Origin of the sequence: Clostridium saccharobutylicum DSM 13864 (genome assembly GCF_000473995.1) — a bacterium.
Lineage (GTDB): Bacteria > Bacillota > Clostridia > Clostridiales > Clostridiaceae > Clostridium > Clostridium saccharobutylicum.
The window spans coordinates 240,881-257,875 of sequence record NC_022571.1 but is presented as its reverse complement, the minus strand read 5'-3'; the positions used below and the strand labels follow the sequence as shown (position 1 = coordinate 257,875).

Sequence of the window (16,995 nt, the reverse complement as noted above, 5' to 3'; positions counted from 1 at the left end):
TTTAATTATTTTTATAATAAATTTTTATTACTATTAATATAAGTAATATTAAGTAAACATTACTATTAAATTTTATTTTATACGTAAAACTTAATCTGGGGGGTATTTGCTATGATAAAAATTCAAAAAAAACATATTAAATTTATAGTCCCAGCTCTTCTAGCCATAATTTTTATTGTAATAGCTATAACATTTACACTAGGAAGCAATGATATAAATAAATTATCCAAAATTTCTAAAGAAATAATTTCTATAAATTCATCTTTGCCAAATCCTAAAACTAATGATAATTTTGATTATGATAAAACATGCGATACATTGAAAAAAAATCTAACTTCTTTAAACAACATAAATTCTACATTTCAACAAATGAAATTTAAAAAATCTTCTTCCGAAGATATTAGGAGCTCCTTATCTAATTATATTAATTTAAATATATCTCTATACAATTCTGCCTTAGATATTTTGAATAACAAAAATGAAGATAACTTCAGTGATCTATATAAACAATTGATTAAATATGAAAATGATATTTCACAATCTACTGCTTCTTTATCTGATAAAGGACTCAATATATCATTTCCAAATAATGCTAATAACTTTTTTCATAGAATTAATAAGTACGTTAATGATATATATAAATCAAACAGAGAAAATGATATTACTAGCTCTCAAAAACTAGATTTTTCACTTTATTTAGATAATGTAGTTTCAAACTTTTCTAAATTAAAAGAAGATGTTCAACCTGCTTTACTTAAGATTAGAGAAGATAATAGGAATTTATCTATTTTACTTGATGATATAAATAATAAAAAATCTGATTTCAATAAAATAAAAAATGATTCTTGTTCTGTTTCTATACCTTCCGGTGCTCAAAATTCATATGAAGCCTTAGAAGATATGCTTAATTCTTATGAAGTGTATATAAACAGTTTACAAAAAAGTGTTGAAACCGAAATTAATGAACCAACTTCTACTGACATAGATTCTAATTATGATGATAGCTTTGACAAATATAAAAGTTTTCTATCTTATTTTGATTCATTTGAAAATGCTATAAATGATTATAAAAATAAGTAGTGTATATAATTACTTTCTTTGGTAATAATATTATTTGTTGCACTATACCGAAGGAGGTTTTTTATGAAAAAGACATGTAGTATTTTTGTAACTGCTTTAATACTATATCTTTCCGTTATTAATTTTAATCCAGCTTCTGCCCAGGCTTCAGAAGCTTGTAGTGAAACTAACAGTGTACCTTTAAATCAAGAAATTGATAAAAATTATTCAAAAGTGAATATAGAATATACATCACAATCTAATAATAAAGAAAATAATGAAGTTTTGGAAGTTTTTAGTCACGATACTCAACAATTGTATATAACGAGAGAAGATATAGAATTAATGGCAAAACTGGTCTCTGCCGAAAGCATTGGTGAACCATATAAAGGAAAGATAGCAGTGGCTTCTGTAGTGCTAAACCGTGCTATTAATCCAAATTTTCCAAATACTATTCGTGGAGTAATATTCCAAAAAAATGCATTTTCATGCGTTAAAAACGGAAACATAAATGCTGTCGCAAATCAAGATTGCTATAACGCAGTATATGATGCAATTAAAGGTGCTGACCCTACTAATGATGCTTTGTTTTTTTATAATCCAAGTATATCAACCTGTAATTGGATGAAACAAACACCAAAAGTTAATCAAACAACTATAGGGCATCACACATTTTTTAAAGTAAAAGCTTAATAAAAAATCACGAAAAAGAAGCTAACTTAAAATAACTATCATATTATTTTAAGTTAGCTTTTGATATAATTTGTATTTAATATATATTTAAACATTAAAATAAGAAAATATATATTACACAAATTCTACTTTATCAATTAAGTTAAATTTAGTTTCAATCTATCATTAAAATAATATTCCTCAATGAATATTATTGGGCAAACTTTATATTTTTATTCCCTAATGTGTATTTTATTCTTCAAAGGTTCCTTTAACAATTGCTTTTCCACCTTCAACCATCTTTCTTCCTTTTGCAAAAACAACATCTATATCTAAAGATTTTTCATCCACTATAACTAAATCTGCATCTTTGCCACATTCTATTCTTCCCTTTTGTTTAAGCTTTAATATATCTGATACATTTGAAGTAACAACTTTAATAGCATCTTCTATAGGAACTCCTCTATCCTTAATTGCAAATTTAACTTCTCTATACAATGTTGATACAGAACAAATTCCTAATCCATTCAAATGTCCTTCATCATCAAACTTTGGCATGCTGCCATTTCCATCAGAAGAAAATGTTATATTTTCTATAGGTAAATTTTTATCTATAAATTTTTTCAGTCCATCCCCTGCTCTTAGTTCGCCTTTCTCTAAATGTTCTAAGTCACAACTTGTTGTTAAGTCTATTAATCCACCTTTTTGAACATATTCCAATCCAGTATCAAATAAATCACCATTTCTATTTATATGTGTTGGCAACAATTGAGTTGATGGTATTTCAGTCTTATCTATCAAATCAAATAAATAATTTAGTCTTCTCATGCCTTCCCCTAAATGTACATTAACAATTCCAGCTTTACTTGATAGCAATCCTCCTACTCTAGTTTGAGCAACTAAATTAACAAAACTATCAAAGCTTGGTTGAGAACTTCTGTTATCTGAAAGTGCAATTTCTCCAACTCCTATTATTTCATCAATAAGCATCAAATCACTTTTAATGGAATCTGTAACTGTCCTTACTGGAACATCATAAGAACCAGTATAACAATATGATGATATACCTTCTTCTTTCAAAGCCTTAATTTTAGCTATTAATGACCTCATGTTTCTACATATCCCATCAGTTCCTATACATCCAATAACTGTAGTAATTCCTGCTTCTGTTAGTTTAGACATCTGCAATTCAGGCGTTCTAGTGTTATATCCACCTTCACCACCACCACCAATAACATGGACATGGCCATCTATAAACCCCGGAAATAATATTTTATTTTTTCCGTCAATAATCTCAATATTAATCAGATCACTTTGAAAATTCAATTTATCATAAATCCCCTCAATCTTTCCTCCAGCTAATAAAACATCCTTTATCCCAAGGTATTCAGGCGCATATACAGTACAGCCCTTAATTATTGAAATCATATTTCTACCTCTCTTTTTATCATGATTTAATTACAAACTAAAGTCACTCTAGTTCTAAAATTTAAAAGGTAACACTAATTATTAGAATTAAACTTAAAACTACACTAACTATATATTTAACTTAACCTGATAAATAAATAAATATAACTTAATTTGTATTTTAATTATTCATTATATCTTTAATTTGATTATTTACATAAACTGAATTTGGATATTTTGTTACTAATTCATTGGCATATTTTTTGCTTTCTTCTTTATTTTCAGAATTACTTAATAACGATAATTCATATAACACTCCTTCAATATATGCACCATTCGGATATTGATTATAATACTCTTTATATTGAGACAATGCGGATTTACTATCTGATTGATTAGATGCAGTGCTTGCTCTATAAAATATAATGTGTTCTTTTAAACTATTTCCTTCACAATATTTGTATGCTTTATCAAGTTGATTTTTAGCATTATCATAATTTTCTTGATTAAAGTACCATAACCCATATTCATAAAACTTGGATACACCATCACTTTTCAATAAATTAATAGCTTGCTTATATATTTCTTTATTATCATCACTTAGAGACTCTTCCTTAACATTATCTACTTCATCATAAATACCATCTAAGTCATTATTTTCTATTAATGCTTTCATTTTTTCTTTATCAAAAGTTTTTAAATTAGGTACATCTTTGTTATTCTGCTCAGACTTAATTTCTGATGATGATTCTATATTTTTTTCAATTTGAGGTTCATTGTTATTTTGATGCTCTTCTATCATTTTGTTTTTAATTTGTTTCTTTTCTATAATTAAATATGATGAAATCCCAATGCCAGCTATAATAAATAAAATAACTAATATAATAATAACCTTTTTAGAAGATTTTTTTGCTTCATAATATAAATTTGCTTCTTCTAATTCTTTCTTAACAACATTTGCTGTAATTGCATTTTCATCTAATTTTAAAGCCTTATCTATATACTCTTTTGCTTTTAAAAAATTCCCCTTTTTTTGATAGCATAAACCAAGACCTGTATTTACTTTAATACCATTAAAATCACTTTCTGAGCATGTTTTAAATAATTCTAATGCTTTATCGATTTTCAACTGCTTTAAAGCCTTTTCACCATCTTTATATAATTCCAATCTCTTTTTATCACCTTGAGCATTCCTTATGTAATTTTGAGCAATAACATTTTTATTAATATCTTTATTAATTGTCCATACAGTAATTGCTTCATTTAAATCGCCTTTTTCATACAATAAAAGTCCCTTCAAATTTAACATGTTTGAATTTTGAAGACTTTTAGATAATTCTAGTTCACATATTTCTAAAGCTTTATTTATTTTTCCTTTTTCAAAATAGTCTATAGCCTTATCATATATCTTTTTAGACTTTTTGTTCATATCACATCTCCTCATTATTGTCTTTAATTATTTAAAAATAATTATTTCGTATAATTAATTTATCTCCTATATACTTCATTAACATATTCACATAATACACTCACTGTAATGAAAATATACTTTTTATATTATTTACTAGCACCAAATATAAATACACCTTAATTATATTCTTTTATTTCAGCTGTCTCAAACAATGTTTTTTTATTTACAAGAAAATCTGCTTCGCAGACTATGTTTTTCTACTACTTTCAAAAGTTATTCACAGATTTGAATACCCTATAATTTTCTAAAGAATACAAAGTGGCTACGCCACACTCTCTCTTAATCATATTCTCATATGCCATCTCCATCTTAATCATTGATATAACTGGCTTTCAAAATCCAAAAATTCTATGCTTTCCTAGACATTAAAAAAGACTGTCTCAAATATTGAGACAGCCCTAGTTTTATATAAGAATTTTTATGTTAACTCTTATTCTTGTTCTAACATTATCTTTTTAGCATTTAAGATTGATGTAGCACTCATTGAGAACTCATCTAAACCATATTCAACTAATGTAGGAATAGCCGCTTCATCTCCAGCCATTTCTCCACACATTCCAACCCACTTACCATGTTTGTGAGCTCCATCTATAGTCATCTTAATTAATCTAAGTACTGCTGGATGCATTGGATTGTAAAGATATGAAACCTTTTCGCTCATTCTATCCGCAGCTAAAGTATATTGAATTAAATCGTTTGTTCCAATTGAGAAGAAATCAACATGCTTAGCTAATTCATCAGCGTAAACTGCTGCTGCTGGAATTTCAACCATGATACCCCACTGAATGCTATCTGAGAATTCTTTTCCTTCTGCTTTTAATTCAGCTTTACATTCTTCAACAACTTCTTTTGCTTGTTCAAATTCTTGTAATCCTGAAATCATTGGGAACATAACTGCAAGCTTTCCATAAATAGAAGCTCTTAATAATGCTCTTAATTGAACCTTAAATATTTCTTTTCTATCTAAGCAAAGTCTTATTGCTCTATATCCTAAGAATGGGTTCATTTCTTCTGGTAATGGTAAGTATGGAAGAGTCTTATCTCCACCAATATCTAAAGTTCTGATAACAACTTGCTTACCTTCCATTTTTTCAAGAACAAATTTGTAACTTTCAAATTGTTCATCTTCTGTTGGAGCACTTTCTCTATCCATGTATAGGAATTCTGTTCTGAATAATCCTACACCATCTCCACCATTTGCTAAAACGCCAAGAACATCTTCTGGCTTACCTATATTTCCACAAACTTCAATTCTTTTTCCTGATTTAGTTGTTGTTTTAACATCTATCAATTTTTTTAATTCTTCTTGTTCTGCTAGGAATTTTTCTTTTTTAGCTTTATATTCTGCTAACACTTCTTCTGAAGGATTAATAATTACGTTTCCTTCTATACCATCAACTATAATCATGTCTCCATTTTTAACAGATGTAGTTATATCTCCTAATCCTAGTACTGCTGGAATTTCTAAAGTTCTAGCCATAATAGCAGCATGTGAAGTTCTTCCACCAATATTAGTAATAAATCCTACAACTTTAGTTCTATCTAATCCTGCTGTATCAGATGGAGTTAAGTCATGAGCTACTACTATTGTATTATTTTCAGTAATTGCAAATGCATCTCCGCCTTTACCTGCAAAGTTTGATAATATTCTCTTAGATACATCTTTTATATCTGCAGCTCTTTCTCTCATGTATTCGTTATCCATAGATTCAAAGATAGCCACAAATGTGTTAGTTACGCTTTCAATTGCTTTTAAACCATTAACACTATTGTTTTCTATTTCAGTCATCATTGCTCCAGTAAATTCTGGATCATCTAATAGTGTGATATGAGCTTCAAAAACTTCAGCTTTTTCTGCTCCCATCTCTGCTGCTGCTTTAACTTTTATTGCTTCTAATTGTGTTTTAGAATCATCTAATGCTTTTTGCATTTTTTCTTTTTCTGCACCTATATCTGTGATTTTTGCGTCGCTTATAACTATTTCTTCATGCTCTTGTAAAAATACTTTTCCTATTGCATATCCTTTAGACGCAGCAATACCTTTTTTCATAATATGGAACTCCTCCCTGATTGTAAATTTTAATACAAATAAAATATTATTTTATTTATATTACTATATATATTTTGATGATTTTTTAAATTTGCGCTTAAATCAATTTTTATTATATCATATATTTTTAAAAATTTAACCAGAATAAAACGTTTTTTTTATTGATTTTTAACTCAATTTAGATAAATATGGCTTTTCTTCAATTAATACTTTAATCAAAATTAATTTGACAACTATATTTTATACATTTTTTATATTTACCATCTTTCTATAAATCATCAATTAAATTTGCTGCTTTTGCATACGCAGTAGATTTAGCTTCAAAAAAATCTGTCTTAACAGAATTAGCGTTTGACAAAGCATCAACCCAAGGAGCAGGATTTTTCTCATATCCTTCATATATTGGTTGTAAATTTATTTCTTTTAATCTCTTATTTCCTAAATATTTTATATAATCTTCTATTAACTTTTTATTTATACCTTGTATCTTGTCTCCAATAACATAATGTCCCCAAAATATTTCTTGTTCAACTCCAACCTTCATCATTTGTCTCAATTCATCCTTAACTTGTGCAGTAAATAATTCAGGATTTTCATTTTGAAGTTCCCTTATTATATTTCTAAAAAGCCAAAGGTGAGTATTTTCATCCCTGTTTATATATCTAATTTCTTGAGCAGAACCTGGCATCTTTCCATTTCTCTCTAAATTATAAAAGAACATAAAACCAGAATAAAAATATATTCCTTCTAAAATATAATTGGCAACAAGCGTTTTTAGTAAGTTATGTTCTGTTGGATTATTTATAAATTCATTATACAAATCTCCAATAAATTTATTTCTGTTTAGTAATACATCATCGTCTTTCCATTGATAAAGTATTTCATTTCTTTTTTCAGGAGAACATATACTATCAAGCATATAACTATAACTTTGTGAATGTACAGCCTCTTGGAAACTTTGAATAGTCAAGCAAAGATTAATTTCACTTGCTGTTATATAATTATTTACATTGCTCAAATTAGCTGTTTGAATAGAATCTAAAAATATTAAGAATGATAGTATTTTATCATATGCGATTCTTTCTTCATCTAATAATTTTTTATAATCTTTTAAATCTTGTGATAAATTAATTTCTTCTGGTATCCAGAAATTATTCATTCCTTGTCTATACCAATCAGAAACCCAATTATATTTCATATTATTAAAATCATTCAAATTAGTTGTATTTCCATTTATAAGTCTTTTTTTACTTACTTCTCTATCTCCAAATTCATTAAAAAGAGGTTTTTTATTTATGCTCATTCTTTTTACTCCTATCAAAAAATATAATATTTTACTTACTGTTTTAGGTGAATGAAAAAAATAATAGCTCTAAAACACATACCACATTTGGTGTAAATCACATCAGCAAATTTCACTCATAGTATTGGCTATGAGCGAATTTACTTATGCATTATTAAACAAAATAGGTACACATATTGGTATATTATTTTTTTGATTGTGCCTTAAGCTGAACAACTTTCACAATCACTTACTTCAAGTGACTTAGATCTAACATAGTAAATGGATTTAACACCACTTTTGCAAGCTTCTATATATAAATTCATTATCTGCCTCATAGTATAGTTGTTTGTTATATACAAATTAAAAGACTGACCTTGATCAATATGTCTTTGACGAATTCCATTCATTTTAACAGACCAAGTTTGCTCTATATTATAAGCTGAATTATAGTACCAATAATTATCTTCACATAAATTAGGTGCAGTTTTAGGAATTATACTTCCCTTCTTTTCTTCTAAATAGAACCTAGACATAATAGGATCAACTCCTTCTGAAGTTCCTGCAATTGTAGCTGTTGATCCATTTGGTGCTACTGCTATCAAATATCCATTTCTCATTCCAAATTTTCTAACTTCTGATTTTAATTTATTCCATTTTTCATCTTTATAATCCCTTAGCTCAAAATAATCTCCATTTTGCCAGTCAGATCCTTCAAATAATTCATAAGCACCCTTTTCCTTCGCAATTTTCATACTAGCTTTTATTGAATAATAATTTATTTTTTCATAAACTTTATCGACAAAAACCTTATGCTTTTCTTCAGTCCAATGTATTCTATTATTAGCAAGCATATGATGATATCCACTAGTTCCAAGACCTATTCCTCTGTACTTCTTGTTAGTAACTTCAGCAAACGGAACAGAATAATAGTTTAAATCAATAACATTATCCATAGCTCTAATCTGTGTTTCAACCACATACTCTATTTCTTCATCACTACATACATCCACATTTCCAAGAACAATTGATGAAAGATTACATACAACAAAGTCTCCTGGTATTATTTTATTTATTACTGTACATCCATCATGATCATTTACAATTTCATGATTTTTTATTTTCATCGGACTCATATTTTGCATTATTTCAGTGCATAAATTTGAAGAGTATATAATTCCATTGTGTTTATTAGGATTCATCTTGTTCGCAATGTCTCTGTAAAAAGCAAATGGTGCTCCTGTTTCAGCTGCGCTTTTTACAATCAGCCTTACAATATCTTTTACTGACATTACTCTCTTTTCTATTCTCTCATCACTTACACATTCATAATACTTTTCTTCCCACTCTTCTCCATAAAAATCTTCTAAACTATAACCTTTTACAGACTTAATTTCATGAGGACACATCATATACCAATTAGAATCTATATCATTTTCTGCAAGTCTCCAAAATAAATTTGGATAACAAATTCCCGGAAATACATCATGTGCTTTTTTTCGGTCATCTCCATTATTAGTCCTTATTTGAAGAAATTCCGGAATATCTCTATGCCATGCATCAAGCCATACTGCAACAGATCCATTTCTAACTCCTAATTGATCAACTGCTATAGCGGTATCATTAAATAACTTAACCCAAGGAATTATTCCGCCTGAAGCTCCTTTAAATCCCCTTATAGGTGATCCTAGTGCTCTCACTTTACCCATATATATTCCCATTCCACCACCAAACTTTGAAACCTCTGCAAAGTTATCTAATGATTTATAAATACCTTGTAAACTATCTTCCACTGTATCTATAAAACATGAACTCAATTGATAAAACGGCTTTCTTGCATTAGACATAGTTGGCGTTGCCATAGTTGCCTTTAATGAACTTAATACATCATAAAATCTTTTAGCCCAATAAACTCTATTAACTTTATCTTCTGGAATTGCAAGATGCATTGCTATACCCATAAACATTTGTTGTGGAAGTTCCACAGCTTTTCTATTATAATCCTGAACTAAATATCTTTTTGCTAAAAGACTTATTCCACTGTAATTAAATAAGAAATCCCTCTCAGGTTTTATTTCATTTTCTAATTGTAAAATATCTTCTTTTGAATAATTATTTAAAATGTACTCTCCATAAAGACCTCTTTCAGTTAAATCTTTTATAAACTCATAATAATTCTTATATAAATTTTCATTTTCATGTAACCTTCTAATATTTCTAATTTCATCATAAAGCTCATAAATATACTGTCTCGCAGCTACATATTGCCAATTAGGTTCTAACTCTGTAGTTAATTCTAATGAAACCTGAATTAATGACTTTCTTATTTCATTATCATCCATTCCCTCTCTAATTATGTGCTCCAGAGCAGCTAATAGTTTTTCTTCTGTATAAATACCTTCCTCATCTTTAATTCCTAAAACAGCATCTTTACATAATTTATTCAAAATTGACATCTTATATCTCCTCACTATATATTGTGTTTATATCAATGCATAACATTTTCCGCATACAACATATTGAATATTATATTTATAAACCTAGCAATTGTAAAACTTCAAAATTTATAATTATCCAAATAAAAAGTAGTTAATCTTTCATTTTCTTCTGATTAACTACCTAAATGATAAAATTTATTTATTAATAATTTTTATTCTTTACACAATCGGTAATAATAAATATATCTTAAACATATCTCCTTCTGTTTTTATATTAATCTCCCCGCCATGAAGCTCAACTATACTTTTAGTTATAGCCAATCCTAATCCTGAGCCTTCAACTTTGGAATTTCTAGATTTATCTCCTCTTACAAATCTTTCAAATATCTCTTCTTCATCAAAATCCATTTCATAATTAGCAACATTCTTAACAGCAATTTTTACGAATCTATCTTTTAACTCAATATCAATATAAACTCTAGTATTATTTAATGAATATTTTAATGCATTAATTATTATATTTTCTAAAGCTCTCGACATCATTTTACCATCAAGATTCATATATATAGCATCTTCTTCTGTTGTTACTTTAAATGATATGTTCTTCTCTTCATATAATGTACTATATTCTCCTATGCCCTGATGAATTAATGATAATATGTCTATTAATTCTCTGTTTAATTTAATTTTCCCACTATTAATCTTAGACATTTCAAATAGATCTTCTATCAAAAACTTTAATTTCGATGATTTTTTTTCTAGTATTGATAAATACTCTATTCTTTCCTCATCTGTTATATCTTCACTTTTCAGTATATTTACATAATTTATTATAGAAGTTAATGGAGTTTTCAAATCATGTGAGACATTTGATATTAGCTCAGTCTTTAATTTTTCATTTTGTACTCCCTCTTCTAATATTTCCTTGTATCCGGCTTTTATTAAGTTAATGTTATGCGCTAATTGTCTTATTGCTTTTGATCCATCTAATTTAATATCTTCCTGCAAATTACCTTCATTAACTTTTCTAAGTACATCATTAACAACAATTATATCTAACGTCTTTTTTATTCCATATATCATACTTAAAAACAATAATATAATCATAAAAACAGTACCTTTAAAAGGATATGTTTGAAAAAACCTAACAAAGATGTTATTTTCATATCCTCCCGTAGCCAGAAAATATAAATATGTAATTAAGACGATCAAAGCTAGTGTTATAGATGCTACTAATGTATTTCTTGTCTCCTTATAACGGAATCCATTTTTTAATACAAAAATAACATTCTTAATCGTATTTGATTTAATTTTTGGAGATTTCGGATTTGCTTTAATCACCAAAACAATTTTCATAATATAAGTTAAACATATAGTGCATAATACAGTTAGCTCTATTGCGTTCTCCCTAATCTCTTGAATCGCTAATTGATGTTGTACCTTATTAGCTTGAGCATAATCTCCTAGAGTTGAAAATACCATCAACGTTATCAATACTATTATCAATATATCAATTAAATAAATACTATTAAAATAAGTTTTAATCATCCTTCTCAATCTTGTACCCAATGCCCCACACCACCTTAATATATTCAGGTTCTTTTGTGTTAATTTCAATCTTTTCTCTTATTCTTCTAATATGAACAGTAACCGTATTTTCACTCTTGTAAAATACTTCTTCCCATACTTTTTCATATATCTCCTTTATAGAAAATACTTTTCCTAAGTTTGATGCTAATAAATAAAGAATTTTATATTCTGTTGCAGTTACCTTAACATCTTCTCCTCTTAAAGTAATTTTTTTAGCAACAGTATCTATTACTAAATCTTTAACTTTAATTACATCCTTACCTTCCTCAACACTTAATGGCTTTTCATACCTTCTTAATTGAGATTTAACTCTTGCAACTAATTCTAAATGATTAAAAGGTTTAGTTATATAATCATCTGCCCCAACATTTAATCCTAAAATTTTATCTGAATCTTCTCCCTTTGCTGATAACATAATTATAGGCAAATTTTGCTTTTCCCTAATTTTTAAGCATGTTCTTATTCCATCAAGTCTAGGCATCATTACATCCAATATAATTAGATGTATTTTTTGTTCTTCAAGAATATCTAAAGCCTCTATTCCATCCCCTGCTTTAAATACTTTTAAATTTTCTCCTCTTAAATATATTTCAATTGCATCTCTTATTTCTTTTTCATCATCAACTACTAACACATTAAACATATTCATCCCTCCAAACCCCTTGCTTAATATTGTGAATAAGCTTTATTTATAATTTTTATTCAATGTATAATCACTATTTTTAATTATATACAGCACTTTGAAACTCCTTCGAATTTCTAACAGGTTCAAAATCCTGTTCTTCCTTTGCTGTCTCCTTAACACTTTTATCAATTTGTATTGCTTTATTTAAGTATTTCATTGTGTTAACTACATCACCACGTCTTCCATAAATAGATGATATCCCATAATAAGTCCAAACATAATCTTCAATCTCTAGATCTTTATTATACCACTCTAAAGCTTTATCCATATCTCCGTATAACTCATATGTAAGTGCCTTATTAAATCTAGCATATCCATAGTTAGAATTAATTTCTAATGCCTTATCTATATCCTTCATTCCACCTTCATAATCGCCACTATATGCTTTAGAAATGCCTCTTATATTATATCCATTAGCACTACTCGGGAAGTCCCTTATAAGTTCATTGGCTGTATTAATGGCATTGTCGTATTGCTTTGAAAAAAACAATGTATATGCTTCATTATACAACTCATTTTCTCTTGATGAATCATTTTTTTCTTTCTGGTCACTTTTATCCCCTTCATTGCTTTTATTTTCAGTACTAATTTCATTACTATTCAAGGGTTCTATTATTGATTGCTTCTCATTACTTTTAGATTGATCTTGTATTTTTTTATTGGTTAAATTCATTCTTGCTTCGTAAAATAATATACCTATTGCTATTATCATGAAAATAATTAATATTATTTTCTTATGTTTTTCATTTCCTGGTAACTTAATTCTAATCATATCTATTCTCCTATTCCATATATAACTTAATTATAATCTAAAATTAATAATAAATGGTCTCCAAAACTTAATACAGTCATTATTGTACATTGAAATATGCTTAGATCTATTTATATTTATTATATTTGATATTTTCTAATATAACCAATTTAAAGTATAATTTATATTTACATTAGTTATTTTAATATACATAAATTAAATTTTGTAATTTGATTAAATATTAATTTCATATTTTTTTATTGATTATTCCATTAATATTCCAACAAAACATCTCTATGCTTATACTTTTTCAAGACATAGTACTTATTAATATTATAAATATTTTTTAATTTACATTCTATTTTACATTATATCTTGATTTTTTATTTATAAAATGCATTAATATATAATGAAATTATAACTTTAAAGGAGTATATAAATGAATACGTACTACAAATTCAAAGCTGAAATTGTTGATATTTTAGTTATTTTTCTCGGCTGTTTAATAGCATCTTTAGGGGTAAATCTTTTCTTATCCCATGCAAAACTTTTAAGTGGTGGTGCTACTGGTATAGGATTGCTTTTACAATATACTGTTGGTATCCCTGCCGGTATAGCAGTATTATTAGTTAACATTCCATTACTTGCAATAAGTTACAGAAAACTTAACAGATCATTTACTATTTATACAACAATAGGTATGCTCTCTCTCTCAATTTCCCTCATGATAACTAAGCCATTGGCAAACTTAGTAAACCTAGATAATTTAGATTTACTTCTCTATTGTATATATGGTGGAGTTTTATGTGGAATTGGATATGGACTTGTATTCTTAAAAAATGGATCTACTGGTGGAACTGATATTATAACTATGCTGATTAGAAAAAAATATTCAACATTTAACATAGGCAGCTTAGGTTTTTCTCTTAACATAATAATTATACTAATTGGAGCGTATATATCAGGAATTCCTGAAGCACTATATACATTTATTTCATTATTCATTCAGAGTACAGTCTTAGATAGAATGTTAAAAGGATTTAGCAGTAAAAAGCTTCTTCTAATACTAACTGATAAAGAAGAAGATGTTATTAATTATGTAATTAAGGATCTTCACAGAGGAATTACCTCTTTATTTGCTGAAGGTGAATACACACATGATCGCAAAAAGATGTTATATTGTATTGTAACAACTAGACAAATGATTGAACTAAAAAATACTATTCATAAAATAGATGCAAAAGCTTTTATAACTATAGTTGATATATCTGAAGTTCGTGGAAAAGGCTTTATAAACATATAAAATTATAGATAACCAATTTAAGAACTATACTTATACTTTAAAATATATACTATATCAGAAAGGATAGGTACTCTTTTGTGAAGTGTTACATTAGAGAATATGTTGCAGGCATTTCTTCATCAAAAGTTGTTCCATTTTTGCTTGTCACGAGCTTGTCTCGGGAGCATGCTGAAATGGTGCAACTTCTGATGCTAGAAAGCCTCAACTTATTCTCAGTAACCTGAACAGCAGAATACCTGTCATTTCGGTAAATTATCGCATAAGTCCAAGTTTACATTTTATTATCTATATCAACATATAAAAATAATAAATTTATATTTTTGTTTATATTTATAATTTACACACTGAACTAATATTTCCTTATAATAGAATGTAATTCTTTGATTAAATTGTAAAACCTATAAACTTTCAATTTTTTTAAAATATTGAATAAATAAAAAATAGAGCTAGTTTTATTCAAAGCTCATTTTTTATTTATTAATATCTTTAAGTTACTTATATACGATATCTTTAAATTAACTTTTACTTAATTGAATCTAAATATTCTTTTTGTCCTAATTCATAAAGATTATCTCCTTTAGAATCTATGATTACAACCAAAGGCATATCTTTAACTTCCATTTTTCTTATTGCTTCAGCACCCAAATCCTCATATGCTATTATTTCAGACTTAACAATACTCTTACCTATTAAAGCAGCTGCGCCTCCAATTGCTCCAAAATAAACTGCCTTATTTTTTTTAATAGATTCTATTACTTCTGTATTTCTCGCACCCTTTCCAATCATTCCTTTTAACCCCAAATCCATTAACTTTGGGGCATAAGCATCCATTCTATAACTAGTTGTAGGTCCCGCTGATCCTATTACCTTTCCTGGTTTTGCTGGTGATGGTCCAACATAATATATAATTTCATCTTTTATATTTAACGGTAATTCTTTTCCTTCATCTAGTAATTCTATTAGTCTTTTATGTGCTGCATCTCTAGCCGAGTAAATCGTTCCACTTAAAAGAATACTATCTCCTGCCCTTAAGTTTGATATTCTATCTTCTGTAAGAGGTGTATGTAACTTTATCTCCATTTATTATTCCCCCAATACTATAACTTCTTATTTGTTTTTGTTAAATATCATAAATTACATTCAAATTTCTATAATCTATTTATCTAAATTTATAATTATAACTTTCTAATATCTATTATCTTTTTCCAAGCATACTATATATTTCTCAAAAATAATTTACACCAAAATGAATAATAGTGATTTAATTTTACTGAAAATTTAAATTACAATATATATATGTTGCAATATGATTTATTCATTGATTTAGTGATACCGTACCTAGTCTTAATGCAGATTTCAATTTTAAACATATATATTATATTATAGTCTCTTTATGTCTAGTTGCATGACAATTTATATTTACTGCAACAGGTAATCCTGCAATATGAGTTGGATAAGTTTCTATATTTAATCCTAAAGCAGTAGTCTTTCCCCCAAAACCTTGTGGTCCGATTCCTAATTCATTTATTTTATCTAATAATTCTATTTCTAGTTCCTTATAAAAATCATTATTATTTCTTATATTTATAGGTCTAAGTAATGCCTTTTTAGCCAAATACGCAGCTTTATCAAATGTTCCACCTATTCCAACACCTATTACCATCGGAGGGCAAGGATTAGGTCCAGCAGCTTTAACTGTCTCCAATATAAACTTCTTAACACCTTCTAATCCATCTGATGGCTTAAGCATACCTATTTTACTCATATTTTCAGATCCAAATCCTTTTGGTGCTAATGTTATTTTAATTTTATCTCCATCCACAATATTATAATAAATTATAGCTGGTGTATTATCCTTTGTATTAATTCTTTTAATTGGATCTCCTACAACTGATTTTCTTAAAAATCCTTCCTCATATCCTCTACGTACACCTTCGTTAATAGCATCCTCAATTCTTCCTCCAACTAAATGAACGTCTTGTCCTATTTCAACAAATACACAAGCCATTCCTGTATCTTGACACATAGGCATCTGCTCATTACTAGCAATTTCAGAATTGATTATTATTTTTTCTAAAACATCTTCTGCCAAATTCCAAGTTTCTTCTTTTTTACATTTTTGTAATGCTTGTTTAATGTCTTTTCCCAAAAAATAATTAGCCTCGATAGATAAATTTTTTACTGCCTCTGTAATAAGCTCAACATTAACTTCTCTCATTTTATCAATTCCTTTACTATTTTTTATTTATTTTTATATTTTATCCCTCGCATCTAATAATCTATATTC

The 16,995-nt window shown here is 27.5% G+C and carries 13 protein-coding genes; 3 read left to right on the top strand and 10 right to left on the bottom strand.

Going from position 1 to position 16,995, the window contains the following annotated elements; all coding sequences use genetic code 11:
- Positions 1–111 precede the first annotated feature (111 nt).
- Positions 112–1,080, top strand: a complete 969-nt coding sequence (locus CLSA_RS01260) for a hypothetical protein (RefSeq protein WP_022743593.1) — start codon at positions 112–114, stop codon at positions 1,078–1,080.
- Between the two features lie 63 nt (positions 1,081–1,143).
- Positions 1,144–1,752 carry a cell wall hydrolase gene (locus CLSA_RS01255; RefSeq protein ID WP_022743592.1) on the top strand — a complete coding sequence of 203 codons (609 nt, stop codon included), beginning with the start codon at positions 1,144–1,146 and terminating at the stop codon, positions 1,750–1,752.
- Positions 1,753–1,983: 231 nt separating this feature from the next.
- Here CLSA_RS01255 and iadA read toward each other — a convergent pair whose 3' ends face one another.
- The 8 genes from iadA to CLSA_RS01215 all read right to left on the bottom strand — a co-directional run bounded on the left by iadA (position 1,984) and on the right by CLSA_RS01215 (position 13,426).
- The gene (gene iadA / locus CLSA_RS01250) at positions 1,984–3,159 is read right to left on the bottom strand and encodes a beta-aspartyl-peptidase (protein WP_022743591.1); all 1,176 of its coding nucleotides are present in this window, start codon (positions 3,157–3,159) and stop codon (positions 1,984–1,986) included.
- A gap of 160 nt (positions 3,160–3,319) precedes the next feature.
- A complete protein-coding gene (locus tag CLSA_RS01245) occupies positions 3,320–4,567 on the bottom strand; it encodes a tetratricopeptide repeat protein (RefSeq protein WP_022743590.1) in 1,248 nt (415 codons plus the stop codon).
- 472 nt (positions 4,568–5,039) lie between these two features.
- Entirely contained in the window at positions 5,040–6,659 is a 1,620-nt protein-coding gene (gene ptsP / locus CLSA_RS01240) for a phosphoenolpyruvate--protein phosphotransferase (RefSeq protein WP_022743589.1), read from the bottom strand.
- Positions 6,660–6,927: 268 nt separating this feature from the next.
- A complete protein-coding gene (locus CLSA_RS01235) occupies positions 6,928–7,962 on the bottom strand; it encodes a ribonucleotide-diphosphate reductase subunit beta (protein WP_022743588.1) in 1,035 nt (344 codons plus the stop codon).
- A 203-nt stretch (positions 7,963–8,165) separates the two neighbouring features.
- Positions 8,166–10,397, bottom strand: a complete 2,232-nt coding sequence (locus CLSA_RS01230) for a ribonucleoside-diphosphate reductase subunit alpha (RefSeq protein WP_022743587.1) — start codon at positions 10,395–10,397, stop codon at positions 8,166–8,168.
- Positions 10,398–10,598: 201 nt separating this feature from the next.
- Positions 10,599–11,948, bottom strand: a complete 1,350-nt coding sequence (locus tag CLSA_RS01225; protein WP_022743586.1) for a sensor histidine kinase — start codon at positions 11,946–11,948, stop codon at positions 10,599–10,601.
- Positions 11,920–12,612 (bottom strand): response regulator transcription factor, encoded by a 693-nt coding sequence (locus tag CLSA_RS01220; protein WP_041715995.1) that lies wholly within the window; start codon positions 12,610–12,612, stop codon positions 11,920–11,922. The genes CLSA_RS01225 and CLSA_RS01220 overlap by 29 nt, the downstream gene beginning before the upstream one ends.
- A 79-nt stretch (positions 12,613–12,691) precedes the next feature.
- Positions 12,692–13,426, bottom strand: a complete 735-nt coding sequence (locus tag CLSA_RS01215) for a tetratricopeptide repeat protein (protein WP_022743584.1) — start codon at positions 13,424–13,426, stop codon at positions 12,692–12,694.
- Positions 13,427–13,844: 418 nt separating this feature from the next.
- On the opposite strand from CLSA_RS01215, the gene CLSA_RS01210 reads away from it, so the two are divergent.
- Positions 13,845–14,708: a YitT family protein gene (locus CLSA_RS01210; protein WP_022743583.1), complete on the top strand. Its 864-nt coding sequence runs from the start codon at positions 13,845–13,847 to the stop codon at positions 14,706–14,708.
- 522 nt (positions 14,709–15,230) lie between these two features.
- On the opposite strand, the gene CLSA_RS01205 is transcribed toward CLSA_RS01210, so the two are convergent.
- Together CLSA_RS01205 and CLSA_RS01200 are read right to left on the bottom strand one after the other, a co-directional pair.
- Complete coding sequence (locus CLSA_RS01205; protein WP_022743582.1) at positions 15,231–15,788, bottom strand: Fe-S-containing hydro-lyase; 558 nt, start codon at positions 15,786–15,788, stop codon at positions 15,231–15,233.
- 295 nt (positions 15,789–16,083) lie between these two features.
- Positions 16,084–16,926: a fumarate hydratase gene (locus tag CLSA_RS01200; protein ID WP_022743581.1), complete on the bottom strand. Its 843-nt coding sequence runs from the start codon at positions 16,924–16,926 to the stop codon at positions 16,084–16,086.
- Between the last annotated feature and the right edge of the window lie 69 nt (positions 16,927–16,995).

Excerpts from the sequence above, each read along its gene's own strand:
- CLSA_RS01260 (WP_022743593.1), top strand. The coding sequence starts at position 112 with ATGATAAAAATTCAAAAAAAACATATTAAATTTATAGTCCCAGCTCTT.
- CLSA_RS01255 (WP_022743592.1), top strand. The coding sequence starts at position 1,144 with ATGAAAAAGACATGTAGTATTTTTGTAACTGCTTTAATACTATATCTT.
- iadA (WP_022743591.1), bottom strand. The coding sequence starts at position 3,159 with ATGATTTCAATAATTAAGGGCTGTACTGTATATGCGCCTGAATACCTT.
- CLSA_RS01245 (WP_022743590.1), bottom strand. The coding sequence starts at position 4,567 with ATGAACAAAAAGTCTAAAAAGATATATGATAAGGCTATAGACTATTTT.
- ptsP (WP_022743589.1), bottom strand. The coding sequence starts at position 6,659 with ATGAAAAAAGGTATTGCTGCGTCTAAAGGATATGCAATAGGAAAAGTA.
- CLSA_RS01235 (WP_022743588.1), bottom strand. The coding sequence starts at position 7,962 with ATGAGCATAAATAAAAAACCTCTTTTTAATGAATTTGGAGATAGAGAA.
- CLSA_RS01230 (WP_022743587.1), bottom strand. The coding sequence starts at position 10,397 with ATGTCAATTTTGAATAAATTATGTAAAGATGCTGTTTTAGGAATTAAA.
- CLSA_RS01220 (WP_041715995.1), bottom strand. The coding sequence starts at position 12,612 with ATGTTTAATGTGTTAGTAGTTGATGATGAAAAAGAAATAAGAGATGCA.
- CLSA_RS01215 (WP_022743584.1), bottom strand. The coding sequence starts at position 13,426 with ATGATTAGAATTAAGTTACCAGGAAATGAAAAACATAAGAAAATAATA.
- CLSA_RS01210 (WP_022743583.1), top strand. The coding sequence starts at position 13,845 with ATGAATACGTACTACAAATTCAAAGCTGAAATTGTTGATATTTTAGTT.
- CLSA_RS01205 (WP_022743582.1), bottom strand. The coding sequence starts at position 15,788 with ATGGAGATAAAGTTACATACACCTCTTACAGAAGATAGAATATCAAAC.
- CLSA_RS01200 (WP_022743581.1), bottom strand. The coding sequence starts at position 16,926 with ATGAGAGAAGTTAATGTTGAGCTTATTACAGAGGCAGTAAAAAATTTA.